General features: G+C 59.4%; 25 protein-coding genes. 6 read left to right on the forward strand and 19 right to left on the reverse strand.

All coding sequences use genetic code 11. The features are described 5' to 3' along the window. Positions 1-45: 45 nt before the first annotated feature. From GOW31_RS18785 to GOW31_RS18840, 12 genes are all read right to left on the reverse strand, one after another. Positions 46-2,499, reverse strand: a complete 2,454-nt coding sequence (locus GOW31_RS18785) for an FAD-dependent oxidoreductase (protein WP_171172214.1) — start codon at positions 2,497-2,499, stop codon at positions 46-48. 89 nt (positions 2,500-2,588) lie between these two features. Beyond that, positions 2,589-3,566: a GlxA family transcriptional regulator gene (locus tag GOW31_RS18790; RefSeq protein ID WP_152459236.1), complete on the reverse strand. Its 978-nt coding sequence runs from the start codon at positions 3,564-3,566 to the stop codon at positions 2,589-2,591. A gap of 5 nt (positions 3,567-3,571) precedes the next feature. Further along, entirely contained in the window at positions 3,572-4,465 is an 894-nt protein-coding gene (locus tag GOW31_RS18795; RefSeq protein WP_171172216.1) for a homocysteine S-methyltransferase family protein, read from the reverse strand. A gap of 11 nt (positions 4,466-4,476) precedes the next feature. Continuing rightward, entirely contained in the window at positions 4,477-5,529 is a 1,053-nt protein-coding gene (locus tag GOW31_RS18800; protein ID WP_171172218.1) for an alcohol dehydrogenase family protein, read from the reverse strand. A gap of 12 nt (positions 5,530-5,541) precedes the next feature. Then, positions 5,542-6,018 carry a cupin domain-containing protein gene (locus GOW31_RS18805; protein ID WP_171172219.1) on the reverse strand — a complete coding sequence of 159 codons (477 nt, stop codon included), beginning with the start codon at positions 6,016-6,018 and terminating at the stop codon, positions 5,542-5,544. A 15-nt stretch (positions 6,019-6,033) separates the two neighbouring features. After that, a complete protein-coding gene (locus GOW31_RS18810; protein WP_171172221.1) occupies positions 6,034-8,481 on the reverse strand; it encodes an FAD-dependent oxidoreductase in 2,448 nt (815 codons plus the stop codon). Between the two features lie 15 nt (positions 8,482-8,496). After that, on the reverse strand, positions 8,497-8,877 hold the full coding sequence (locus GOW31_RS18815) for a GFA family protein (protein ID WP_152459241.1): 381 nt from the start codon (positions 8,875-8,877) through the stop codon (positions 8,497-8,499). A gap of 4 nt (positions 8,878-8,881) precedes the next feature. Beyond that, positions 8,882-9,505, reverse strand: coding sequence for a LysE family translocator (locus GOW31_RS18820; protein ID WP_152459242.1), 624 nt, complete (start codon positions 9,503-9,505; stop codon positions 8,882-8,884). After that, the gene (locus tag GOW31_RS18825) at positions 9,505-10,074 is read right to left on the reverse strand and encodes an XRE family transcriptional regulator (protein ID WP_171172223.1); all 570 of its coding nucleotides are present in this window, start codon (positions 10,072-10,074) and stop codon (positions 9,505-9,507) included. The genes GOW31_RS18820 and GOW31_RS18825 overlap by 1 nt, the downstream gene beginning before the upstream one ends. Positions 10,075-10,407: 333 nt before the next feature. Continuing rightward, positions 10,408-11,157, reverse strand: a complete 750-nt coding sequence (locus tag GOW31_RS18830; protein WP_171172225.1) for a hypothetical protein — start codon at positions 11,155-11,157, stop codon at positions 10,408-10,410. Positions 11,158-11,298: 141 nt separating this feature from the next. Further along, complete coding sequence (locus GOW31_RS18835) at positions 11,299-11,754, reverse strand: GAF domain-containing protein (RefSeq protein WP_171172227.1); 456 nt, start codon at positions 11,752-11,754, stop codon at positions 11,299-11,301. Positions 11,755-11,826: 72 nt separating this feature from the next. After that, positions 11,827-12,999 carry an acetyl-CoA C-acyltransferase gene (locus GOW31_RS18840; protein WP_171172229.1) on the reverse strand — a complete coding sequence of 391 codons (1,173 nt, stop codon included), beginning with the start codon at positions 12,997-12,999 and terminating at the stop codon, positions 11,827-11,829. A 102-nt stretch (positions 13,000-13,101) separates the two neighbouring features. On the opposite strand from GOW31_RS18840, the gene GOW31_RS18845 reads away from it, so the two are divergent. From GOW31_RS18845 to ggt, 3 genes are all read left to right on the forward strand, one after another. Continuing rightward, entirely contained in the window at positions 13,102-13,440 is a 339-nt protein-coding gene (locus GOW31_RS18845; RefSeq protein WP_117872067.1) for an STAS domain-containing protein, read from the forward strand. A gap of 21 nt (positions 13,441-13,461) precedes the next feature. Beyond that, complete coding sequence (locus GOW31_RS18850; RefSeq protein ID WP_171172230.1) at positions 13,462-13,911, forward strand: ATP-binding protein; 450 nt, start codon at positions 13,462-13,464, stop codon at positions 13,909-13,911. Between the two features lie 216 nt (positions 13,912-14,127). Next, a complete protein-coding gene (ggt, locus tag GOW31_RS18855; RefSeq protein ID WP_171172232.1) occupies positions 14,128-15,705 on the forward strand; it encodes a gamma-glutamyltransferase in 1,578 nt (525 codons plus the stop codon). Between the two features lie 35 nt (positions 15,706-15,740). On the opposite strand, the gene hspQ is transcribed toward ggt, so the two are convergent. Further along, positions 15,741-16,067 (reverse strand): heat shock protein HspQ, encoded by a 327-nt coding sequence (hspQ, locus tag GOW31_RS18860; RefSeq protein ID WP_050604943.1) that lies wholly within the window; start codon positions 16,065-16,067, stop codon positions 15,741-15,743. Between the two features lie 80 nt (positions 16,068-16,147). Here hspQ and GOW31_RS18865 point away from each other — a divergent pair, with 80 nt between their 5' ends. Further along, positions 16,148-17,029, forward strand: a complete 882-nt coding sequence (locus GOW31_RS18865; protein WP_171172235.1) for an AEC family transporter — start codon at positions 16,148-16,150, stop codon at positions 17,027-17,029. A 60-nt stretch (positions 17,030-17,089) separates the two neighbouring features. After that, a complete protein-coding gene (locus GOW31_RS18870) occupies positions 17,090-17,671 on the forward strand; it encodes a lytic transglycosylase (protein WP_152459251.1) in 582 nt (193 codons plus the stop codon). A 14-nt stretch (positions 17,672-17,685) separates the two neighbouring features. Here the strand turns inward: GOW31_RS18870 and GOW31_RS18875 are convergent, their stop codons facing one another. The 4 genes from GOW31_RS18875 to GOW31_RS18890 form a co-directional block, all read right to left on the reverse strand. Then, on the reverse strand, positions 17,686-18,282 hold the full coding sequence (locus tag GOW31_RS18875) for an outer membrane lipoprotein carrier protein LolA (protein WP_152459252.1): 597 nt from the start codon (positions 18,280-18,282) through the stop codon (positions 17,686-17,688). A gap of 39 nt (positions 18,283-18,321) precedes the next feature. Then, complete coding sequence (locus tag GOW31_RS18880; protein WP_171172237.1) at positions 18,322-21,243, reverse strand: DNA translocase FtsK; 2,922 nt, start codon at positions 21,241-21,243, stop codon at positions 18,322-18,324. Positions 21,244-21,257: 14 nt separating this feature from the next. Continuing rightward, a complete protein-coding gene (locus GOW31_RS18885) occupies positions 21,258-22,439 on the reverse strand; it encodes an aminotransferase class I/II-fold pyridoxal phosphate-dependent enzyme (protein WP_171172239.1) in 1,182 nt (393 codons plus the stop codon). A 108-nt stretch (positions 22,440-22,547) separates the two neighbouring features. Further along, complete coding sequence (locus tag GOW31_RS18890; protein ID WP_171172240.1) at positions 22,548-23,876, reverse strand: amidase; 1,329 nt, start codon at positions 23,874-23,876, stop codon at positions 22,548-22,550. 88 nt (positions 23,877-23,964) lie between these two features. Between GOW31_RS18890 and GOW31_RS18895 the strand changes: the two genes are divergently transcribed. After that, positions 23,965-25,191 carry an FAD-dependent monooxygenase gene (locus GOW31_RS18895; protein ID WP_171172242.1) on the forward strand — a complete coding sequence of 409 codons (1,227 nt, stop codon included), beginning with the start codon at positions 23,965-23,967 and terminating at the stop codon, positions 25,189-25,191. Here the strand turns inward: GOW31_RS18895 and GOW31_RS18900 are convergent. After that, a complete protein-coding gene (locus tag GOW31_RS18900) occupies positions 25,188-25,373 on the reverse strand; it encodes a Trm112 family protein (RefSeq protein WP_171119907.1) in 186 nt (61 codons plus the stop codon). The genes GOW31_RS18895 and GOW31_RS18900 overlap by 4 nt on opposite strands. Next, on the reverse strand, positions 25,370-26,011 hold the full coding sequence (locus tag GOW31_RS18905) for an LON peptidase substrate-binding domain-containing protein (protein WP_171172244.1): 642 nt from the start codon (positions 26,009-26,011) through the stop codon (positions 25,370-25,372). Before GOW31_RS18905 ends, GOW31_RS18900 begins: the two co-directional genes overlap by 4 nt. Between the last annotated feature and the right edge of the window lie 9 nt (positions 26,012-26,020).

The raw sequence follows: 26,020 nt of genomic DNA on the forward strand, positions 1-26,020 counted from the left end.
AGTCGCCGAAGGCGGCGGGGGCAGCGCCCCCACCAAAACCCGCGGTCACACCTTCACCCGTTCGGATTTCGGGTCATACATCGGCTTGAGCGACGCCTCGGCCCGAACTTTCGTGCCACACACGTCGATCTCGTAACTCGAGGCCAGAACGTCGGCGGCCTTCTCCCCCTCGCACGGCACGTAACCCAAGCCAATCGCACCTCCCAGCGTGTGGCCATAGTTGCCCGAGCTGAGATAGCCTACATACTCGCCATCGCGGACGATCGGTTCATTGTGGAACAGCAGCGGCTCGGGATCGGTCAGGCGGAATTGCACAAGGCGCGATTTCGGGCCGCTTTCCTTGCGCGCAATCACCGCCTCGCGGCCGATGAAGTCGCAGCCCTTGTCCACCTTGACGGCAAAGCCCAGCCCGGCGTCCACCACGTGATCTTCGCAGGTGATGTCATGGCCGAAATGGCGGAAGCCCTTTTCGATCCGGCAGCTGTCCATCATGTGCATGCCGCACAGCTTCAGCCCCATGTCCTGCCCCGCCTCGTGCAGCGTTTCAAAGACGTGGCCCGCCATGTCGGATGAGACGTAGATCTCCCAGCCCAGCTCACCCACATAGGTGACGCGGTGGGCGCGGGCGAGGCCCATACCGATCTCGATCTCCTGCGCGGTGCCGAAGGGGTTTGCCGCGTTCGAGAAGTCGTTGGGCGAGACTTTCTCCAGCAAGGCCCGCGCATTCGGACCCATCACCGCCAAAACGCCTTCACCCGCCGTGACGTCGGTGATGACCACGTTGAAATTGCCCGAACGACGCATCATCCAGGTCTGATCCGCCAGGCGCGTCGCCGCCGGGGTGACCACCAGATAGGCGGTCTCGGAAAGGCGGGTGACGGTGACATCCGCCTCGATCCCGCCGGAACGGTTCAGAAACTGCGTGTAGACGATCTTGCCATTGGGCACGGCATAGTCGCCGCCACCGACATAGTTCATGAACTTCTCGGCATCGGGGCCCTCGACCCGGATCTTGCCGAACGAGGACATGTCGTACATGCCCACGTTTTCGCGCACAGCGCGGTGTTCGGCGGCCGAGTTCTCGAACCAGTTCTGACGCTTCCAACTGTAGTTGTATTCGCGTTCCTGCCCTTCGTTGGCGAACCAATTGGCGCGCTCCCACCCGGCCAGTTCACCGAACACGGCACCGTGTTCATTCAGGTGGTGGTGGAATGGCGTCCGGCGCACGCCGCGCGCGGTGGCTTTCTGGCGATAGGGGTAGTGGTCGGCATAGAGCAGGCCCAGCGTCTCCTTGGACCGTTCGAAAAGATACTGCTTGTTGCCCTGGAAGGGCTGCATCCGGCTGATGTCCACATCGCCCAGGTCAAAGGGTTTTTCACCTGTGTCCATCCATTCGGCCAGCGCCATGCCCGCGCCGCCCGCCGACTGGATCCCGATCGAGTTGAAGCCGGCGGCGACCCAGACGTTGTCCATCTCGGGCGCGAGCCCAAGGTGATAGGCGTCGTCGGGCGTGAAGCTTTCGGGCCCGTTGAAGAAGGTGTGAATGCCTGCCTCGGCCAGCATCGGCATGCGGTTGCAGGCGGCCTCGAGGATCGGTTCGAAATGGTCGAAATCCTCGGGCAGCTGATCGAACTCGAAACTGTCTGGGATGCCCTCCATCGCCCAGGGCTTGGCGTTGGGCTCGAAAGCGCCCAGCAGGATTTTCCCGGCGTCCTCTTTGTAATAGGCGCATTCGTCCGGCACCCGCAGCACCGGCAGCTGCGTCAGGCCGTCGATGTTCTCGGTCACGATGTAGAAATGTTCGCAGGCGTGCAGCGGGACGTTTACGCCCGCCATTCGGCCAACTTCGTGCCCCCACATGCCGGCGCAGTTGACCACCATGTCACACTCGATATGGCCCGAGGCGCTGCCGTCATCGGCCACCCAGTCCACGCCGGTCACGCTGCGGCCCTGTTTGACGATTTCGGTGACCTTTACCCGTTCCTTGACGATGGCGCCACGCTGGCGGGCGCCCTTGGCCAGAGCCAGCGCGATGTTGGCCGGATCACCCTGCCCGTCCAGCGGCAGATAAACTGCACCCTTGACGCCCTCGAGATTGATATGCGGATACAGTTCCTGCACGCGCTCATTCGAGATTTCTTCGACCTCGACGCCAAACGCCCGCGCCATCGCAGCCTGACGATAGATTTCCTCTTTGCGTTCTTCGGTCAGCGCCACGGTGATCGACCCGCAGCGCTTGAAGCCCGTGGCGACACCGGTTTCCTCTTCGAGTGAGCCATACAGCTCCTGACTGTACTTCGCCAGCTTGGTCATGTTTGCGGTGGCGCGCAGCTGTGCGATCAGACCCGCTGCATGCCAGGTGGTGCCACTTGTCAGCTGCTTTCGCTCAAGCAACACGACGTCTTTCCAACCCTTCTTGGTCAAATGATAAGCGACCGAGCATCCGATGACGCCACCGCCGATGATGACCGCTCGGGCCTTGCTGGGAAGATCAACCATCCTGAAATCTCCGCTGTGTCAGGTTTGGCATAGGTTGCCACGGAAGATCGACAACAAATGCACCAAAAGCGTCACGAAATCCGCAGTTTTCACCGATGTGATGCCGCTCGCTTTTGCCGACGTACGACAAAGGGCGTGACCCCGAAGAAGCTTTTGTAAACAGACGAAAACCCGTTCGGAAAACCACAGGCCAAACCAATTTCGCGTACGCTCATCGTGGTGTTCAGCAACAGGTTATTTGCCTTGGCCAGTCGCATTTCCCGGTAGAATCCGTTGGGAGTGGTTCCAAAAAAGGTTTTGAACTTACGCTCGAGGGACCGGTTCGACAGGTGCAGCGATTCGACGATCTGATTGATCGGCAGGGGGTCTTCGATATTGGCCTGCATAAGCTTTATGCACTGATCCAGCTTCGAATCGCCTGTCGCCGTCAATTTGGCGCCCGAGAATGGCTGCATCGAAGCGAAATCGCGGATATTCTCATGCAGCATGATGTCGGCCACGGTCATCTTCGCAGGCCCCGAGATATGGCGCCCGATCACCGCCAAGGCGATATCCGTCGTGGCCTCCATCCCGGCACATGTCACAACCGCGCCCTGTTCGGTTGCGATCGACAGTTTGGCTTCGAACCGGGCGCCGCGTTCCCGCAGGAACGATGCGTTTTCCCAATGGGTTGCCAGGTCGGCTGTTCCCTGCTCGTCGATATAGCGGCTGGCGGCTTCGGCCAGCAGGAACACCTTGGCGTCCCGGAAGGTATAGTCCGACACCACCCGCCCCAACGACAAATCCGGATGGTCCGGGTCTGAATTGCCGATTACGAACAGGTAATCCGCCCTTGGCTGTGACGGCACCGCTTCTGTTTGAACCACGGCGTCACTGCTGCTGGCAATCGGGCCACCTTTGAGCGAGCGATAGGTGAAGGTGAACGGAGGGCTTGGGCATACGCGGTTGGCCAGCCTCAATACCTCTACCAACGACGCCAGCTCCAACAGCACGAAACCCGGCGCGACAAGGATGTCGAAATGCCGGATGGCCTGTTTTGGAGCGTCCGAAGTAGATTTTGCCGCCATTTTCTTCAAACGATGTTATGACCGGTGGCCCGCAACCGGTTCGCCAGTTCTTCGATATGATCCGGCCCGATTTCGCAGCATCCGCCAACAATCGTTGCCCCCTGATCGATCCACCGCATCACCTGATCCGCATAAGCCCCGGGGCCAAGGTCATGCCGTTTTTGCAGCGCATCCACGGTCGGCGCATCCTGAAGGAAATCATCCGAAATATGCGTGAAGCCATTGGCGTAGGCCCCATAGGGCCGACCCATGCCGGACAGAACTTCCAGCGCCGCCGGGATCGCCTCGGGGCACGAACAATTGATCAACACGGCATCGGGCGAAAACTCCTCCACCAGCAGAGCAATGTCCGCCAACGGTTCGCCGGACCTGAGAAGGCTGCCATCGTCATCATTGACCGACAGGGACAGCCAAACCGGTTTTCCGCATCCTGCCGTGCCACGCAATGCGCCCTCGGCTTCCTGTACCGACGAGACGGTCTCGATCAAAAACAGATCGACCCGCGCGGCCATCATGGCCACAAGTTCGGCGAACTTTTCAGCCGCATCCGCCGGGTCCGGGTTAAGGTCGGGGCGATATGAAGCGAGCAATGGCCCCAGTGCACCCGCGATCCGCCCCCCGGTTTCCGTTCGGGCACGTACGGCCTGTGTCAGGGCGGTGTCGATCAGGGTAGGCATATGATCCTCCATCCCCACCCGCACCAGACGAGAGCGATGGACGGCATAAGTATTGGTTGTCGCGACCGTCGCACCCCGGCTGAAATAATCGCGGTGCACTTCCGCGACCAAATCGGGGTGATCGATCATCACGCGCGTCGACCACAGCGGTGTCGCCCGGTCGCCACTGCGTTTTACCAGTTCCTGCCCGATAGAGCCGTCCAAAAGAGTGATATCCGCCATGTCATTACTCCTCAGGGCACCAATACCAGTTTTCCCGGAAGAGTCTTTGACTGAAAATCAGCCTGTGCAATACCAATATCCTTCAACGGATAGGTCCGGGAAACCAGTGGCTTGATCCGTCCGGTATTCACCAGTTCAACAAGACGGTCAAAGACTTCGGGCGCCTGGTGCGTGCACCCATGTATGATGATGTCGCGCAGATATATGTCCCGCAGATCAGCTTCGACAATCGGGCCTGCTATTGCCCCCGAAACGGCATAGTGCCCGCCGGATTTCAGGGAAAGGATCAGCGATGGCCAGGCCGGGCCACCCACAACGTCGATCACCACATCGAACATATCCTGCGGAAGCGGGTCGTTCCGGTCAAACGTATTCTCGGCCCCCTGGGATTTCACGATCTCGGCTTTCGTGCCCGCTGTTACAGCCCAAACCGACGCCCCGCGCAGGGCGGCCAGTTGCACCGCCGCCAGCCCGACGCCACCCGAGGCGCCGGTGATCAGCACCTTGTGCCCGGCAGTCACGCCTGCGCGGGTCAGCAGGTTTTCCGCCGTCCCAAAGGCGCAAGGAATGGCGGCGATTTCCACATCCGAAAGGGGCGAGGCGCTGACGTCATAGAGATCATCGGCTTCAACCAGACAATACAGCGCAAAAGCCCCGTCGATTTCGGAACCCAGCGCAATGAAGCCCTGCGGGTTTCCCGGGCGCGGGCGCGGCAGGTTTATCGGACAAGTCACGCGCTGACCCGGTTTGAAGGCAACACCCGGCCCAACCTGTTCCACGATGCCGCAAAGATCTCCGCCCTGAATGCGGGGAAAGTGCAATGCACCGCCCCAACCGCCCGCTTCGACCTTCTGATCAACGGCATCCGTCGCGCCGGTGACGTCCGAGGAATACCAACCGACCCGTGTGTTGATATCCGTGTTGTTCACGCCTGCGGCGGCGACCCGAACCAGAACTTGCCCTGCCCCGGGTTCAGGAACCGGGATATCATCTCGCCATTCCAGAACTTCGGGGCCACCGTGACCCGTCAGATAGACACCGGACATCGTCTTTGGAGCATTCATTTCGCTGGCTTCTCAGGTCTGGTCGTCGGGATGGGGCGGAACCGGTCCCATCGGCACGATGTCATATCGGGCATTCAGGTCGGCCATCTTGGCCTCGTCCTCGAAATCCGCCGGGGTCATGGTTGCCAGTTCCGCAAGGAAACCATCAAACCCGGATGGTTGAAAGATCATGAGCATCCGTGCCGGTTTTTTGTCGGCAACCCGGCAGGCATGCGGCACACCCGCCGGAACATGCATGGTGGTGCCCGGCGTGCACAGGTGCCAGTCTCCGTCGACATAGAAATCCACGGCGCCCTCGAGAAAATAGAAAGTCTCGGCGTGGCTGTCGTGGCGATGAAGGCCAAGCGTGAAGCTGGCCTTCAAGTTGTCTTCCATCAGGGTGTACGCCCCGCCCGTGTCCTGACCGGAAACCTTCACGAAGGTATGGTCGCTCTCCCAGTCATAGTTAGGACCCTCACCGGGTCCCTGCTTGGAATATCGCGGGCGCATATGGGCCTCCTTGTGTCAGGCGCGCAGCCGCTCGTTTATGGGATCCCACAGCGGCTGATCCTCCTGTACCACGGCGCGACACTTTTCGCCGTAGATTTCCACCTCGAGCTCGGTACCCGGGTTGGCCAGATCGGCCTTGATCATGCCCAGCGCGACGGACTTGCCGACACGATAGCCCCAGGCGCCCGATGTGGTCTCGCCCACGATCTGATCGCCCTGCCAGATGCAGGACATGTAAGGCGCATCGCAGTCACCGGCCTCGACGACCAGCGTAACGAAAGACTTCTTCACTCCACGCTGCTTTTCGGCCAGCAACGCGGCCTTGCCCGGGAAGTCCTGCGGCTTGTCGAACTTGATGAAGCGCTCCAGCCCACCTTCCAGCAGCGAGTAGTCGGTGCTCAGATCGCCCTTCCACGCGCGGTATCCCTTTTCGATGCGCAGGCTGTTCAGCGCATACATGCCAAACGGCTTGGCCCCGGCGGCAAGGATCGCGTCATAGATCGCGGGCATGTGCTCGTTGAGCGCATGCACCTCCCAGCCCAGTTCGCCGGCGAAGGACACGCGGATCAGGTGGGCGGGCTGTCCGGCCACGGTGGCCGCCTGATGGGTCAGCCAGCCCAGCGAGAGGTCGGCATCGGTCAAGCCCGACAGGATCTCGCGCGATTTCGGCCCGGTCACGATCAGCGTGTCGCGGGTGGTAGTCACGTCCTCGACGGTGACGCCCGCGGGCATCGCGTTCACAAGGATGTCGCGGTCATGCCATTGCGCGGTGGCGGCGGTGATCATCACGAAGTCATCCTCACCCAGGCGCATGCAGGACATCTCGGTCAGGATGCGGCCGCGATCGTCGGCGATGTAGACCAGGTTGATCCGGCCCACCTTGGGCAGGCCACCGGTGACCAGCCCGCGCAGCGCCTCGGCCGCGCCTTCGCCCTTGACGACAAACCGCGAGAAACCCGGCAGGTCGAGCACGCCGCAATGGTCACGCACGGCCTCGCACTCCTCTTTGATCCGCTGCTCCCACGGGCCCGAGCGGCCCCAGGTGTGGGTGCTTTCCTCGGAGGTGTCATCGCCCGGTTGCGCGAACCAGTTGGCGCGCTCCCAGCCGTTGTAGACCCCCATGACACCGCCCAGTTCCTTGACCTTGGCATGCACCGGCGACAGCTTCTTATCACGTGCGGCGGGCCATTCGTGATGCGGGAAGTGCATGGCGTATTCGTTGCCGTAGACTTCCATGCCCTTCTGGTTGCAGTAGTCCTGATCGGTGTAGTCGGTATAGCGGCGCGGATCGACGGCCCACATATCCCATTCGGTGGCGCCATCCACGATCCATTCGGCCAGTACCTTGCCCGCGCCGCCGCCCTGGGCGATGCCGAAGGTGAAGGTATGCGCCTCGAACGCGTTCTTGACGCCGGGCATCGGGCCGATCAGCGGCAGGCCATCGGGCGCATAGGGGATCGGGCCGTTGATCACGCGCCCCACGCCCGAGGTCGCCATCAGCGGCACCCGTTCCATCGCGTCGGTGACGATATCCTCGATCCGGTCCAGATCGTCGTTCCACAGCTGGAAGCTGAAGTCCTCGGGCATCGGGTCGTCCTCGGTCATCCAATGGCCCTTGCAGTTGGGCTCGTAGGGGCCAAGGTTGAAGCCATGCTTCTCCTGCCGCAGGTAGTAGGAAATATCCACGTCGCGCAGCAGCGGCAGCTTGCCGCCGTTTTCCTTCGACCAGGCCTCGACCTCGGGGATCTCGTCAGTCAGTAGATACTGGTGGCTCATGACCATCGCTGGCACGGTGCGACCACCATAAGGCTTGAACCATTCACCCACACGCTGCGCGTAGTAGCCGGCGGCGTTGACGACATAGTCGCAGTCGATATCGCCCTTTTCGGTATGGACGGTCCAGGTGCCGTTGTCATGCTGGCTCACGCCTGTGGCAGGGCAGAACCGGATGATCTTCTGGCCCATGTCACGCGCGCCCTTGGCCAGCGCCTGCGTCAGCTGAGCCGGGTCGATGTCACCGTCGGTCGGGTCATACAGGACTCCCTCAAGATCATGAGTTTCCAAGAAAGGGTAACGTTCCTTGGCCTGCTCCGGCGTCCACATCTCCATCGGAATTCCCTGATAGCGGCCCATCGACATGGCCCGCTGGAACTCCTGCATCCGCTCTTTGCTGTGCGCCAGACGGATCGACCCCGAAACATGGTAGTTCATCGGATAGTCGACCTCTTCGCCCAGACGCGAATACAGCTCGGTCGAATAGCGCTGCATGTTCATAATCGCCCACGAGGTCGAAAAGGTCGGAACGTTACCGGCCGCATGCCAGGTCGAGCCTGCGGTCAGTTCGTTCTTTTCCAGCAGAACGCAGTCGGTCCAGCCTTTCTTGGCCAGATGATACAGCGAGGAAGCCCCCACCACACCGCCACCGATAATGACCACGCGGGCTTTTGTCGGAAAATCACTCATGTGTCTTGGTCCCTGTTACTGTGCCCGTTGGGGCAGATCGTCCGTGATGTCGTAGTAGTCGCCCTTGTCAGCCACAAAGATGTGCTTCGAGAGCTTTTGGCCCGTGGGCGCATCGAACGCGCCCATGGCAATCGAAATCGTGTCCTCTTCGGTATGTTGCCAGAAGAGAAATGAGCCGCATTTGTTGCAAAACCCGCGCCGTGCGATGTCTGATGCGCGAAACCAGTTCAGCGTGTCGCGGGCCGAGAAACTCAGATTGTCCTGATGGGTCGTGGTCGAGGCCCAGACATGGCCGGATTGCTTTCGGCACTGCCCGCAATGGCAGACCGAAGGCGGAGAAAGGTCTCCGTCGATGGTGAAAGCAACTGAACCGCAAAGGCAGGACCCTCTGTACATAAGATTACCCCCTTGCCGCAGGCGCGGTGCTGGTTCCCAACAACACGCCGTAGATTATGAAACAGGCCGCCATCACCCGGCGCACCCAGATGTTGAACACTGCGCCCAGCGCCGCCTTGCCCATCAAAGCGCCCAACACGGTAAAACCGGTATAGCTGAGCGTTGTGATGAAAAGTGCGGTTGGCATGATCACGACCATCTGCTGCCAGATCGGCACGTCCGGCTGCACGAATTGCGAAAACGCGGCCAGATAGCCCGCGACGCTTTTTGGGTTGATCGTGGCCACTGCCAGCGCGTGCAGATAAACGTGCCGGGCCGGGCGTTCCGAGACCGGAGCGGGCTTGCCGGCATTCATCCATCCCCGCACGCCCAACCAGATCAGAAAGCCCGCGCCGACCAGCTTGGCTACGAAAAACCCGGTCGGAGAAGCGGCAATCAGGGCTGTGACGCCCAGCGCGGACAGAATCAAAAACATGCTGGCCTGCGTCAGTATGGCCAATACACCCATCATGGCCTTTGGAAACGGCAGGCTCATCCCGTTCGAGATGCAGTTGACCGCGTTCGGCCCCGGTGTGGTGACGAATACCACCCAGAACAACGCGAAAATGGTCCAGGCCTCGAATGACATCAGTACACCGGCGGAGCAATGACCCAGATGGCCACAGCAGGCTCTTCATAGGGGTTGGCCCATTGATAAGGTTCATGTTTGATCCGAAAACTGTCGCCTGGCCCCACGAGGAATTCACGCGACCCGATCGTCAGGTTCAATCGACCTGAAATCATATAGCCCACTTCCTGAGTCGGGCGGTTGGCCGGTGTCTGCATCCGTGAATTTGGCTCGAACGTGGAATGCACTATTTCGAAATCATCGGTCAGATCCGGCGACAGCAACTCTTCGATCAGGCCTTCTTCGCCCGACCCCATCGGGCGACGCGACCCGGCGCGCACGACGTAGCCCTGTTCGTCTGCTGGGGCAGCGGAATGCGCAAACAGCATCGACATTGGCACGCCAAGGCATTCTGCAATCTGGCGCAGGTCCGAGATTGAAGGCTCGGACAAATCGCGCTCTACCTGGCTCAACCAACCGACAGAGCGATCCAGCCGAGTTGCGATCTCGGTCAGGGTCAACCCTCTGGCCTTGCGCAAGGCCCTCAGGTCAGCACCAAGGGTCGCGCTTTGGGGGGCTTGGCTGTTCACAGGCCGCTCCGAATCTCGTGAAATTCTTCCTTCGTTTTTCACGATGGAGCAAGTCGGTGAAATTTCCAAGCGTTTTTTCACGCCCGGTTTCAATGGGGTGTCGATCCTCATCGTGTGCGAAAGACAGAATTGAGGACCAGCAGGCGCACAGGCCCCTGAAACACCAGAAAAACCGCAGGGGCGCAGCAGTCGGATTTCAGTTTTTGCCGTACAAGGGCTTCATTTCAAAAAGACAGCACATATCGTTCCCCCGTCGCGTTGCGGCGACATGGGAAACCCTTCGCGACAGAGAAAGATCTGGAAAAGCCTGAATCGTGCAAAGCCCGTCCGGCTTTAGAATTGAAGGCCGGCAAAGACCTTCACTTCATCCAACACATGTTGAGGCCAACGACGGGTGAAACTGTCGGCGATCGTTTCACGCTTTTCCGGCTCCAGCCCGGCAAGCAAGCTAGGAAAGCGGCGGCGATTTCTGGGCAGCGTCCACATTTCGATACCATTTTCGAAACAGTAACGGGCAAAACGCACGTCGACGAATTTCTCGCTGCCTTCCATGTATTCCAGTGTCGGGAACAGCGACCCGGACACCATGACGGTTCCGGTTCCCAGCTGGTGTACCCTGGTCGAGTAGGTCAGCCGTTGGTTCATACGCAACAACGTGCGCTGCCGTATCGACCTGGGCGTCGGGTTTGTGAACGTCGTGGCATGATAGCCGAAGACACGCTTTTCCAGTCCGACGCCCCGCGCCCGGCGTATGGTCTGACGGGCATAGTTGTCCGCATATTCGATATCGTCGTCGACCAGAAAAACGGTATCTGCCGGATCCGGCTGGAAGATGAACTTGCCGACATCCTTGTAATCCCGATCGGGGATCACGGCGGTGACGTTGTCGAACTCGCCCAGAAAATCGGGAACGTCCTGATATTCGTTCAGGCAGATGAAAACTCTGTCGACCTGATGCGCGATGCTTGCCACCGAATGGGGCAATACGCCGATGCGATCCGGGAATGTCGCCATATGGGCGCGTCTGATCCCTTTTGGAGGCGCTTCATCCGCGACCGTCGGATTGATGTCAGACTCTTGCATCCGTGAGAAACACCCCAAAACGAAACTTCGCTATGGATTTTGATAGGAGATCGCTTCGAAGCCTGCAAGACGAAGTCAGCCGGGCCGTTCAATCGCCCGGGAATCCCTTGGGTTGATGCACATCCGCAACGACCGCAACGGTCAGTGCCCGGCAAACACGGCGGTCAAAATGCCTTCCAGATTTCGCGCATCCTGTTGCGTGAAAGCATCCGGCTGGTCGCTGTCAATGTCAAAAACGGCGATAACTTTTCCCGACGAATCCCGCACGGGCAGAACCAGTTCGGACCGAGTTGAGCTGGCGCAGGCGATGTGACCCGGAAACACATCGACATCCGGCACCAGTTGCGTTTCGCCCGTTCTTGCGGCGGCACCGCAGACGCCCCGTTCGAACGGGATGACCAAACAACCATGCCCACCCTGATAGGGGCCGATCTTCAGAACGCCCGGTTCGGTGACACGGTAAAACCCGGTCCAGTCGAAACGATCGTCGGAATGGTGAACCTCGCAGGCGACAGTGGCCATAAGAGCAACTTGGTCCGTTTCGCCTTCGGTCAGGGCCGCGATGGTTTTGGCAAGTGTCTCATAATCGGCAGTCATTGATTGCAACCCCTTCGGATGGTCGGGGGCACGGCCCCCGAACCCCCGGAGTATTTGGAAAAAGATGAAGGGTCAAACGCGTTCGATGGCAATGGCCGTGCCTTCCCCCCCGCCAATGCAGATCGCCGCGACGCCCCGTTTGAGGTTACGTTTTTCCAGCGCATTCAACAACGTAACGATGATGCGGGCACCAGAGGCACCGATGGGATGGCCCAGGGCGCAGGCGCCGCCATTCACATTCACCTTGTCTCGCGGCAAGCCCATTTCGTGCATGAATGCCATCGGAACAACCGCGAAGGCCTCGTTCACTTCCCACAGGTCGACGTCATCCTTGCTCCAGCCAATGCGTGACAAGAGCTTCTGCGCCGCCGGAACCGGAGCCGTCGTGAAAAGGCCGGGCGCCTGAGCATGACTCGCATGCCCCAAAATCCGGGCCCGAACCGTCATGCCCTGCGCTTCGGCGGTTTCTGCCGACGCAAGGACCAGCGCCGCCGCGCCGTCCGAAATCGAAGACGAGTTGGCCGCCGTCACCGTACCGTTCTTGCGGAAGGCAGGCTTCAGCGTCGGGATCTTCTCGGGGCGGGCGGATTTTGGCTGCTCATCTGTCTCCAGCAGAGTTTCACCCTTGCGCGTCCGGACGGTAACGGGCGTGATTTCCTGATCGAATGCACCATTTTCCTGCGCAGACAGCGCGTTGGACAAAGATTGCAGCGCGTATTCATCCTGTGCTTCACGGGTGAACTGATACGCCTCGGCACAGTCTTCGGCGAAAGTCCCCATCAGGCGGCCTTTGTCATAGGCATCTTCAAGGCCGTCGAGGAACATGTGATCAACCACCTGGCCGTGGCCAATGCGGGCACCGCCGCGCATCTTTGGAAGAAGATAGGGCGCGTTGGTCATGCTTTCCATGCCGCCCGCAACCATCGTATCTGCGTGACCCAATGCAATTTGGTCAAAGGACATCATAGCGGCTTTCATCCCCGAACCACACATTTTGTTCAGCGTCGTGGCAGGAACCTCTTCGCCCAATCCCGCCGCGAACCCGGCCTGCCGCGCAGGTGCCTGACCCTGCCCCGCCGGCAAAACGCAGCCCATCAGCACTTCGTCGACCGTCTGCACCCCTGCCTGCTGCAAAGCCGCGCGGATTGCTTCGCCCCCGAGGTCAGCCGCAGCAACACCGTCAAACATGCCCTGAAACCCGCCCATCGGTGTACGGGCGGCCCCTGCTATTACAACGTCTCTCATCCGGGTTTTCCTCCTGCTTTCGGGCTCTTGAATACCGAATGGTAAGAATTGCCGTCTAGCGTATTTCTACGACTCAATTTCAGTTTGGAAGGCGGCAGGATCATGGGGCTGACCAGCAAGACAACCGGCGAAACTCAGATCATCACCGTTCATGCCGACCGGATCGATGCTGCAATGGCCATTCAGTTCAAGGAAGACATGCGCGCCAATACCGAGGACAGCGCTCATCGCGTTGTGCTGGATCTGTCCGATGTCGAGTTCATTGACTCCAGCGGTCTGGGTGCAATCGTTGCCTCCATGAAACAGCTGGGCAAGGACCGGAGGCTTGATCTGGCCGGATTGCAGCCAGTGGTCGAAAAAGTTTTTCGCCTGACACGCATGGATACGGTTTTCAGGCTTTTTGAAACACTGGATGACGCGTTGTCAGAGACAGACGCCTGACGGCAGCAGGGGATAGATGGCGTGGAGCCGATTGAAAACAAGACCTGTCTGGAATTGACCTTCCCTGCGACGGAATCAGAGGCCAGCGAGGGCATTGCAAGGCTCAGCGTCGGTCTGGCGGAACGGGGATTGCCCCCGCATAAAGCCGGTGACGTGAAGATTGCTTTGGCTGAAGCCATCAACAACGTCGTGGAACACGCTTACAATGGCATCGCCGCGGCCAAGGTTCAGGTCACCTGCCGGCTGGACAGGGATCTTCTGGACATCTTGATCTCGGATACGGGGCGCCCGCTGCCTGGATACCAACCTCCGGATGGCACCCCTGCTCCGATTGGAACGGATCTGCAAGACCTCCCCGAAGGTGGGTTCGGCTGGTTCCTGATTCATCGCCTCACCAGTGATATCAGGTACGAGCGGCGCGGGGGATGCAACCGTCTGTCCCTGCGGTTTGACTTTGAACCCAACGGGTGATCGACCATAATTGGTCACAATAAGGTCATTTTCGAAACATTGTCGCGCCGCAAACAACCGCCATACAGTGACTCGTAGCTCAGATAGCTTCCCTCGGCGCCACATATCACAGCCCCCACCCAGTGAATGGCGCCGAGGAACTTCCCATCCTGAAATCGCTGGACAATCGCTGATCAGTGAATAGCTTTCTCTTGTTCCAACGAGAGAGAATTCGCCATGCGTGATCTGCATAATCCGGGCCGATCCGAAGTTTTTGCCACGCAAGGCATGTGCGCGACGTCGCATCCGCTGGCGGCCAAAGTGGCCATCGATATCTTGGGCCAGGGCGGCAATGCGATGGATGCCGCGATTGCCGGGGCTGTTCTTTTGGGGATTTGCGAACCTCAGATGACCGGATTGGGCGGCGATTGCTTCGTTCTGTTCAATCGCGCCGGCGAAAGCAGGATACGCGCACTCAACGGATCGGGTCGCGCGCCGGCTGCCGCGCACTCCCAAGTGTTGCGCGATCAGGGCCTGTCATCCGTACCTTTGAATGGGCCGGATGCCGTGACCATTCCCGGAGCCGTCGATGCCTTCTGCCACCTGGCCCAGACCGAGGGTCGCCTGGGGTTGGGCGCGATTTTGAAACCGGTGATTCATTATGCTGAAGCGGGTGTTCCGGTGGCTCCTCGGGTCGCTTTCGATTGGAAATCGGGTGCCGCAACACTTCAGGGCGCCGCCCGCGACCACTATCTGATTGACGGGCAAGCCCCGTCGATCGGGCAGGTTTTCCGTGCGCCGGGACAGGCGGAGGTTTTGCGCCAGATCGCGGCTCACGGGCGCGACGCGTTCTATTCAGGTGAAATCGCCGATGATATGATCACCGCACTTTCGAAAAGGGGTGGTGTCCATTCCGCTGAGGATTTTCATCACACAAGATGTACTGAAACGCAGCCGATACATGGGGCCTACAAAGGTGTGGATTTGGTGGAACATCCGCCGAACGGCCAGGGCGCAACCGCGATTTTGCTGCTGAATATCCTCAAGCATTTTGACATGGCCTCGATGGATCCATTCGGAGCAGAGCGTATTCATATCGAAGCCGAGGCCACCAAACTGGCCTATGACGCTCGAAACCGGTTCATCGCGGATCCCGACCACATGGCAAGAGTAGAGCGCTTTCTGGATCCGGATATCGCTGCCAGACTGGCTGCTTTGATCGATCCCCAAAAGGCGATGCCTGCTGCGGCGCCTCTGACCGAAGCGGTTCACAAGGACACGGTTTACATCACCGTCGTCGACCGCGACCAAATGGCTGTTTCGTTGATCTATTCGATCTTTCACAGCTTTGGGTCCGGTATCGCGTCGGAAAAATACGGCATATTGCTGCAAAACCGCGGGGCTGGATTCACATTGCAACCCGGCCACCCCAACGAACTGGGCGGCGGCAAACGCCCGATGCACACGATCATTCCGGGAATGTTGGCGCAGAACGGTCGGGTCACGATGCCGTTTGGTGTCATGGGCGGTGCCTATCAGCCAACCGGACACGCGCGTTTCGTGTCAAATCTTACCGATTTCGGGCTTGGGTTGCAGGAAAGCATCGATGCGCCGCGCGCTTTCTTCGACGGATCGGTTCTGAAACTGGAACGTGGGTACAGCGAGGCAATCGCGAAACAATTGTCCGATATCGGCCACAATATTGAAGTGCCGGAAACACCTCTTGGCGGAGCGCAAGCGATCCGAATCCGGAACGACGGCGTTTTGGAAGGCGGCAGCGACCCACGCAAGGATGGCTGTTCGCTTGGATACTGATCTGCGGCAGACCTACGCCCGCCGGTTCGGTTCCGCTAGTTCAGGTGGAAATGCAGGGGGTATGCACCATCTTCGAACGGTCCGAACATATTGGGTATATCCGGGTGCTCGACCGGTTCTCCTGAATAGTCGGCAACCAGATTTTGTTCTGAAACATAAGCAACATAGAAGGATTGATCGTTCTCGGCCAGCAGGTGATAGAACGGTTGCTCTTTCCTTGGGCGGCTGTCTTCCGGAATGGCCTGATACCATTCTTCGGTATTCGAAAACTCGGGATCCACGTCAAAAATCACCCCTCGAAAAGGGTGTTTCTTGTGACGAACCACCTGGCCCAAGCCGTATTTTGCACGTGTCTTTAGCATTGTATCAGCCCCCAACGCTTTTTTTACCCGTTTCCGGGCGGAAAAGCCAATCATTGATGTGAAAATCAGGGAAACAGTCTGTGAACCTTATACTGACAGTGTTCGAAATCGTGGCGCCGGTTTTTCTATTGGCGGCTGTTGGTTTTAGCTGGGTCAAGCTGGGTTTCGAATACCGCCTGCAATTCGTCACCCGCTTTGCAACGATGCTTGCAATGCCCAGCCTGATTTTTGTTGCCCTGATGCAAACCGAGATCCCGGGCAATGATCTGTCACGCTTCACAATGGCGACACTGGTCGCAAATCTGCTGCTGGCAGTGTTGTTCTGGGTGATCGTTCGAGGGTTGAGACTGGACCCGCGAACGTATCTGTCACCTTTGATTTTCGGCAATACCGGCAATCTGGGCCTGCCGCTGTGTATCTTTGCCTTTGGACAGGTCGGCCTGGGGTATGCAGTCATCTTTCTGTCAATTACTGCACTGTTTTCTTTCACTTACGGGATTTATCTGGTCGCCGGTAAAGGTGCGTGGGGACAGGTTGCGCGCCAACCAATGGCCTGGGCGACGATCCTTGGCGCAGTGTTTCTGTCGCAGGGGTGGCAGACGCCGACATTTCTGACCAGCACGCTGGAGCTTTTGGGGCAAATGGCCGTCCCGCTGATGCTGGTCACATTGGGTGTGGCAATCGCCCGTCTGACCTCGCACAGCTTGGGGCGGGCGCTGTGGCTGTCAGCGCTGAAACTGGCGGTGTGCTTTGCGCTGGGATGGGGAATCGGGCGATGGTTTGATTTGGATACGATCGCATTTGGCGTTCTGGTTCTTCAAATCTGTACGCCGGTTGCCGTAACCTCTTACCTGTTGGCCGAACGGTTTGGGGCCGATTCCGACGCCGTCGCCGGCATGGTCATGGTGTCCACAGTGCTTTCCGTAGCGGTGTTACCGGCTGTTCTGGCTATCATTTTATAGCGATTGTGATTTCCTCAGCGCTCAATCTGCGCTAGAATACACAAAAAAGGCACGAGGCACATGAGCAGAATTCTTTTCGTACTCCTAGGGGTGCTGCTTCTGGCATCCTGTGGGGGCGGCTCTAAACAGCCGCCCAGCAGATTAAACGATGCGTGCAGTATTGCGCGTGAAAAACCAGACTATATCAAGGCCTTCAAGAACACCGAACGCAAATGGGGCGTTCCGGTTCACGTTCAGATGGCGACCATCTATCAGGAAAGCCGCTATCGGCATGATGCGCGCACTCCGCATAGATACGTATTGGGCGTCATCCCGATGGGTCGTCAAAGCAGCGCTTACGGCTATGGTCAGGCACTGGACGGCACATGGGAACAGTACCAGCGTGAAACAGGAAAACGCCGGGCCAAGCGCGATCGCATCCGCGACGCCTCGGATTTTATCGGCTGGTACATGAACAAAAGCTACGAGCGAAACGGTATCCACCCGGCAGATACGCGCAATCAATACCTGGCCTATCACGAAGGTCACACAGGGTACGCCCGTGGCAGCTACAACAGCAAATCCTGGTTGTTGAACGTTGCCAATGACGTGGACGCACGCGCACAACTATATCAGGCACAGTTGGCGAACTGCCGGTATTGATACGTACAAGTGGGTCAGCGATTGCCTGACCCGCTTCTCTTTTTGTCCGAGAACAGCTTCTGATCAAGGCGACCGCCTTCATTCATGGCGCCCAGCAATACCGTTGTCTGGCTGCCCGCATTGTCGTGAATCACCCACTTGCGCAGCTCGACCGGATTGTCCGTGAACATCAGTTCGATCCGGCCCGCTTCGGGGTTCTTGGGATCCTGCGCGGTGACGACGGTGGCCGTGCCGTCAAAGCTGTGACCTACAACCATATTCGCCTGGCTCAGGTTCACGTTGCGCGCCAGCACGATGGACAGCGGCGTGCGCTTAAGCGGGTATTGCTCGGGCGGCTGGTTCGATTTCGGATCAAAGATCTGAACGCTTCCGGATCTTGCCAGCACCACGGCACTGTTGGGCGGGTCATATTCAAACCGCATCTTGCCGGGGCGCTGCATCCACAGCTTGCCGGTGCTCAGCGAGCCATCGTCATTCACCTGAGTGAATGTCGTCTGAACCGTCTTCAACCCGTTCAGGTAATTGGAAATCTGCGAGAGCGGCAGCTTCTCCGCCGCCCATGCGGCAGGTGCGGCCAGTGTCAAAGCAAGGGCAAAAGCAATCTGTTTCATGCCGTACAGATAGGTCTTCTGCCCTTGTTATTAAATATCCTATTGCTCGGGGACGAGGATTTCGCGTTTCCCGACATGATTTGCTGACGAAACAACACCTTCGTCTTCCATTTGCTCAACAAGCCGCGCAGCTTTGTTGTAGCCGATGGCAAGTTTTCGCTGAATATACGAGGTCGAGCATTTGCGATCCTTGATCACGATTGCCACCGCCTGATCGTACAACGCGTCCTCTCCGTTCGTATTGCCGCCAGTGTTCAGGCCCAAAACGGCATCGATATTGTCAGCCTTTTCTTCGGCCGGACCGTCGACGACACCGCCAATGTAGTCTGGCGGACCGAACTGTTTCAGGTGGTTGACGACTTCCTCGACCTCTTCATCTGAGACAAAGGGTCCGTGGCAGCGGGTTATCTTGGCACCGCCGGCCATGTAAAGCATGTCGCCCTGCCCCAGCAGCTGTTCGGCCCCCATTTCACCCAGAATGGTGCGGCTGTCGACTTTCGACGTCACCTGGAAGGAAATCCGCGTTGGGAAGTTCGCCTTGATCGTACCGGTGATCACGTCGACCGAAGGGCGCTGTGTGGCCATGATCAGGTGAATGCCCGAGGCCCGCGCCATCTGCGCCAAACGCTGGATGCAGGCTTCGATTTCCTTTCCCGCCACCATCATCAGGTCGGCCATCTCATCGACGATGACGACGATATAGGGCATCGCTTCGGGCGCGAATTCTTCTGTCTCGAACGTTGGTTCACCGGTTTCATCGTCAAACCCGGTTTGCACCGTGCGGCTGAACATCTCGCCTTTGGCCAGCGCATCCTTCACCCGGCCGTTATAGCCCGCGATGTTGCGGACGCCCATTTTGGACATCTTGCGATAGCGATCTTCCATCTCGCCCACGACCCATTTCAGGGCGACCACCGCCTTTTTCGGGTCGGTCACAACGGGCGACAGCAGATGCGGGATGCCGTCATAGACCGACAGTTCCAGCATCTTCGGGTCGATCATGATCAGGCGGCATTCATCCGGCGTCAGCTTGTACAGCAGCGAAAGGATCATGGTGTTGATCGCCACCGACTTACCGGAACCGGTTGTACCAGCAATCAGTAGGTGAGGCATCTTGGCGAGGTTTGCCACGACGGACTCGCCGCCGATATCCTTGCCCAAGGCCAACGGCAGTGCCTGGTTGCCATCGCCAAAATCGCGGCTGGCCAGGATTTCGCGCAGAACCACCATTTCGCGGTTTTCGTTCGGCAGTTCGATGCCGATCACCGAACGGCCCGGAAGGGTCGAAACCCGCGCTGACAGTGCCGACATCGAACGCGCGATGTCATCGGCCAGGCCGATCACGCGGCTTGCCTTCAGCCCCGGAGCGGGCTCCAGTTCGTACATGGTGACGACCGGGCCGGGGCGAACGCTGACGATCTCACCCTTCACGCCATAATCATCCAGCACGTTTTCCAGCATCCGCGCGTTTTCTTCCAAGGCTTCATCGCTCAGATGGTGGCGCTGAATGCTGGCCGGATTCGACAAAAGGCCCAGAGGTGGCAGTTCGAAGTCCGAGTGCCGCTCTTCAAAGGATAATGCAGGCTGTGCCTCGGCCTGTGCGCGGCGAGACGGTTGCGGTGTACGGCGTACCGGTTGCGCGACCACGGGCTTGCGCGGTTCGGCTACCGGGATTTTCATCGCCGGGCGTGGTTGCAAAACAGCTTCTTCGACATCCTCGAATACCTCGTCCTCCAGATCCGGCTCGGATGCATAGTGGTTCCGCATGGGTTCGGGCGCATTTTCAAACGGCGTGGACTCTTGCCAGTCTGGCATGTCACCCGCTGTTACGGGCGGCTCGGGCGGCAGTCCTGCTGATGTCACCGGCGGTTCCATTGGCAGGCCATCCGGCTGGCTTGCGTTCAGGATCAGCGGGCCCGGGCGACGGCCACGGCCCTTGGTGAGCGGAAGGTTCGGGTCGGGTTCGGGTGTCAACTCACCGGTCGCCACTTTGCGATTGCGCACAGCGGCCGAGATTTTCGAACGGATGCGATCTTCACCCGGCATTTCGTCGAAACCCGCGATTGGTTCCGGATCGACCAGCTCTGGCTCGGGCATGGGATCGGGGCGCCTGATGAGTGACGGCATACGCGCCAACAGACCGGACTTGACCGGAGGTTCGGGACTTTCCGGTTCAGGTTCTTCAAAGATTGGATCGGTATAAGCCAGATCATCCTCGAACACGGCCTCGGCACCTGCGGTTCGCGCAAGTTTGCGCTCTTCCCATTGCGCGCGACGATCTCGTGCCGCCTGCGCAGCCGAGGCTGCACCACGGCCCATCAGGGTCATCAGCATATCATATGCCATCACAAGCCCCAGCAGGAAGGCGCGGAAACCCCGCTTGACATCGGTTTTGGTGAAACCCAGCACAAATATACCCAGCGCAATCATCCCGACCGCCATGGCCAGCGACATCAGCTTCACCAGAAAATGTGACGAAATCGGCAACAGCGTCAGCAACGCGCCCATGACCGTATCGCCGAACAAACCGCCCAGACCATAACTGTGAGTCGCGCGCCAGTCTGCATCAGGAACGAGGGTTGCGGCATACACCGAGACGACGGCGATCCAGATCGGCGCAAAAATCAGACGCGCAATGGCGCGATCTTCCCCGAAATGGCCCGCAAACCGAAAACCCCAACCGATCAGAACCAATGCGATGCCCCAGCTTCCCCAGCCGACGATCATGAACAAGGGTGCGGCGATCGAGGCCCCAATCCGCCCCATCCAATTTTGCACCGGCGCGTCGGTGGACACCATCCAGTTTGGATCATCGGGCGTGTAGGACCAGATCATCGCGGCCGCAGCCAAACCCAGCAGGATCAGGGCGATGCCGATCAACTCTTTGCTGCGTCGCTCAAGGGCTGCCTGCGTTGTGCTGTCCAGCAATGGATCGCGGTTGCGCGCGTTATATGATGCCATTTTGCCCTCGTACCTCACGAATAGATGCAGTCGCGGAGTGTGATCAGACCACGCTGCAACTCTGTTTTTGGGGCCACCAATGCAGCCCGAATAAATCCTTCGCCCGGGTTCTTTCCCGGATCGCCTTGTGAAAGATATGCGCCCGGCAGGACCCGGACACCGGTTTCCTTCCAGACTTTCAATGCGGTGTCTTCACCATTCTCGACCGGCAGCCACAGAAAGAAACCGGCCTCGGGCGCCATATAGCCTTGCACGCCTGCGAATACCTCATCCGCAATGGCGTACTTTTCCTGATACAGCGCGCGGTTTTCGCGAACGTGTTCCTCATCCGCCCAAACCTTTGCCGCGGCAGCTTGCAAGGGCAGAGGCAGAGGCGACCCGGCATAGGTGCGCAACTGCTTGACTTGTTTGATCGTCTTTGGGCCACCGGCGATAAGCCCCGACCGCAAACCGGCCAGATTCGAACGTTTGGAAAGTGAGTTGAACAGCGTGATCCGTTCAGGATCAGCGCCCAGCTCCTGCGCGACAGTCAGAACACCTGTCGGGGCTTCTTCACGGTAAATCTCGGAATAACACTCATCCGCAAAAATACGGAAATCGTACCGCTCGGCCAGACGGATCAGGTCGGCCCAATACTCGCGCGAGGCAACGGCCCCCTGCGGATTGGCGGGTGAACAGATATAGGCCACGGCGGTGCGGTTCAGCACGTCCGCAGGCAGGCCGGCATAGTCCGGCAGATGGCCCGTCGCGGCGGTGGCGGGCACAAAATAAGGCTGCGCGCCCACCGACAGCGAGGCGACCATGTAGACCTGATAAAACGGGTTCGGGCACAGGATGATCGGCTGCTGACCGTTCTTCTGTTCCGGGCACAAAGCCATGGCGGCGTTGTATAGCCCCTCGCGCGTGCCGTTCAGCGCCATCACGTTGGCATCAGGGTCCATCTGAACCCCATATCGCCGCTTGATCCAATCCGTAATCGCCGTGCGCAGGTCATCCGACCCTTCGTTCGGGGGATATCCCTGGAACCCGGCGGCGTTTTCCATGATGACATCCGTCACCCAAGCCGGAAAATCATGTGTCGGTGCACCAATGGTCATGTGAACGACATTACCGCCCGGCTGGTGGTGATCCAACAGGGCGCGCAGACGCGGGAATGCATAAGCCGGTAGGTTCGAAAACCGCTCGGGGAAAACCATGGTACTGCCTCAATATCGGGGTCATTGGCGCCCCGTTTTTTTGGCAGATTACAGTCCGTGTGCCTCTTCGTCCAGACAAAGAGGTTCCGAATCAGGGGATTGTGGCATTCAGGCCAGCACCGTTTCCGCTGCCGAACCCAGCCGCAACAACGCCTCTTCCGAGCCGGGATAGCCCAGCATCATCAACCCGCAGCCGGGCGTTCCTGTGGGCAGGCTCAGCGCCGCCAGCCCCATCAGATTGCCAATCCGCGTGTTCCGCAGGGCCAGAAGATTCTCGGTTACGTAATAGTCGTGATCGCTGAGCAAGCGCTCCAGATTGGGCGGCAAAATCGGCGCTGTCGGCGCCAGAACCGCGTCAAACCCGGCGGTTGCCGCGTCCCAGGCGCTGCGGCATGCCTTGAGTTTGGCCCAGGCTGCCACATAGTCGGGGCCCGAATAGCCCATGCCAATGCGGAAGCGTTCGAGAATCTCGGGATACATTGCATCGGGATTGGCTTCGATGACATCGCGCCACAGCCCATAGGCCTCGGTCGTGTATACGATGCTGGTCAACGTCATGGCCTCGTTCAACTCGGGCACTTCCAACGGCACGATCTCGGCCCCCGCGTCGGCAAGTTTGGCCACAGCTTCGTCATACGCATTGCGCGGTGTGTCGCGCAGGTCGTCCTTGGCAATGTTCTGCAAATCGGCAAAAAGGCGCCCTTTCAGCGAAACGCCACGCAGATCGGCAGGCGTTCCCCCCTCGAGCAGAGCCAGCACATGCGCTGCGTCCTCGACCGAACGCGCCACAGGTCCAACCGTGTCGAAACGCAGGCACAGCGGCACCACACCTTCCAGGCTGAGCCGCCCCGCAGTGGTTTTCAGCCCCACCAGATCATTCCAAGCCGCCGGGATACGCACCGAACCACCCGTGTCCGAGCCGATGCCACACGCCGCCAACCCCCAGGCGACCGAGGCCGCAGCCCCCGAAGACGACCCCCCGGGCACTGCTGCCTCGTCATGAATGCAGGGCGGGGTTTCGGTGATCGGATTCAACCCGAGGCCGGAAAAGGCCAGCTCGCTCATATGTGTTTTACCCAGGCAAACGGTGCCCATCTGAGTCGCATTGCGCAGCACCAACGCATCCGCATCCGGCACGCGATCCTTCAGCAGAGCCGAACCAGCCTCGGTCACGGTGCCGGCGGTGTCGAACAGATCTTTCCAACTGATCGGGACCCCGTCCAGCAGCGACCGGCGCAGGCCCAGTTGCGCTCGTTGCCGAGCGGCTTCAGCCTCGGCCCGGGCGCGGTCACGGGTGACGCGGGCATAGATGCGGTCCCGATGCGGATGAGCGTCAATAGCGGACAGGTAGGTTTCCGTCAGTTCGACCGGATCGATCTGCCCCATGCCAATGCCACGGCCCAAATCACACGCGGTCATTGTCAACCAATCCTGCATCTCATCCCTCCAGATTTTTCGACTTTGGGTGACGGTAGCGACAGGACTGCACATGGACAATCCCGAAAGGGCGCGCATATTGCAGGGCATGAAACAGGCTTCTGACATTCTGATCGTGGGCGGCGGGTTGAACGGCCCTGCTTTGGCGCTGGCACTGGCACAAACCGGTCATTCGGTCACGGTGATCGATGCGCTTGTCGAAAAGGTTCGCAAGAACGCGGCATTCGACGGACGCGCCTATGCGCTGGCTCTGGCCTCACAGCGGTTGTTGGATGCCATCGGCATTTGGGACCGCGTCGCGCAGCACGCCCAACCGATGCTGGAAATCAAGGTCACAGATGGCCATGCCGGAACGGGGCCATCGCCTTTTTTCATGCATTTCGACCATGCCGAGATCGAAGAAGGCCCCATGGGGTATATGGTCGAGGATCGCCACCTGCGCCGTGCTTTTCTGGGCACGATGGCCGAAGAGCCGCGCATCACCCAGGTAAGCGGCAAATCCGTCGTTTCGCAACAGGCCGACGCGGCCAGCGTGACCGTGACGTTGGATGACGGCACAACCCTGGGCGGCAGCCTGCTGGTTGGCTGTGACGGTCGCCGCAGCGGAACCGCGTCACGGGCCGGCATCAAACGCACCGGTTGGGATTACGGCCAGACGGCATTGGTCTGCGCCATCGAACATGAGCTGCCGCATAATGGCATTGCACATCAGTTTTTCATGCCACCCGGTCCGCTGGCGATTCTTCCGTTGACCGGCAATCGCAGTTCCATCGTCTGGAGCGAACGCGCCGACACCGCACAGCACATCAACGCCCTGCCCGGGGATGACTACGTGCAAGTGCTGCGCCCGCGATTTGGCGATTTTCTTGGTGAAATCAGTCTGGCGGGTGATCGTTTCACTTATCCGCTGAACCTGACCATCGCCAATTCCTTCATCAGCGATCGCATGGCGCTGGTCGGGGATGCCGCGCACGGAATGCACCCCATTGCCGGTCAGGGCCTGAACGCTGGCCTGCGCGATGTCGGCGCTCTGGCTGAGGTTCTGACTTTGGCGGGACGGCGCGGCGAGGATATCGGCTCGTTGATGGTACTGGAGCGCTATCAGGAATGGCGCCGTTTCGACACGGCCTCGCTGGCGATGGCGACGGATGTCTTCAACAAGCTGTTTTCCAACGACAACCCGCTGCTGCGGCTTGGGCGTGACATTGGCATGGGGGTTGTCGGCGCTTTGCCCGGCCTCCGTCGCGGTTTCGTTCGCGAAGCGGCCGGGCTGACCGGGGATCTGCCCAAGCTGTTGCAAGGGCGCCCGATTTAGTCCAGCTGCCGGGCCTCATCGACCAGCATGACCGGAATGCCGTTGCGGATGGGAAAAGCCAAACCCGCCGCTTTTGAAACGAGCTCTCGCTTTTCGGCGTCATAGTGCAGGGTCGTATGTGTCTGCGGGCAGATCATCGCCTCGAGCATGTGGCGATCAAAGGCGTGTTCAGGGTCGGTCATTGCAGTTTTTCCTCGTTTGATCCGCCGCGCAAGGCGAACTCAATCAGCGTCACCAACGTTTCGCGCCGGGTGCGCAGGCAGGGGGCTTCCAGCAGGGCCTGTTTGTCCTCGGGGTCGAAATCCAGAAGCATCGACAGGGAATTCACCAAAAGTTCATCCTCTGCGTCCTTGAGCGAATCCCAGTCGGTGGACAATTGACGGGATGAAAAGAAACGCTCCAACAGTGTCAGGAACGCGTTGCGGTCAAACCCGTTGTCTTTCTCGGCCTTTCCCAGATCACGGTCGAACCCGTCCCACGAGACCGCGCACCTCCGGTAGGGCGTGAACGAATCCAGCTCTGACATGACCCTGAACCGGGATATGCCGGTCAACGTGATCAGGTACCGGCCATCTTCGGTTTCCGAAAACTGCGTCACCCGCCCTGCGCATCCAATACGGTGCAGCTTGTCTTCGTCATTGACCGAAGGATTCGGCTGAACCATTGCGATCAACCGTTCCTTGGTTTTCAGCGCGTCGTCCAGCATCTGAAGATAGCGCGGCTCGAATATGTGAAGCGGCAAGCGCGAACGCGGGAGCAGCAGCGCCCTGGGCAATGGAAAAACAGATACCGTTTCCGGCAGGTCGGCGGGATGCATCATGTACCCGAC

The organism is Ruegeria sp. HKCCA0370 (genome assembly GCF_013033705.1).
Lineage (GTDB): Bacteria > Pseudomonadota > Alphaproteobacteria > Rhodobacterales > Rhodobacteraceae > Ruegeria.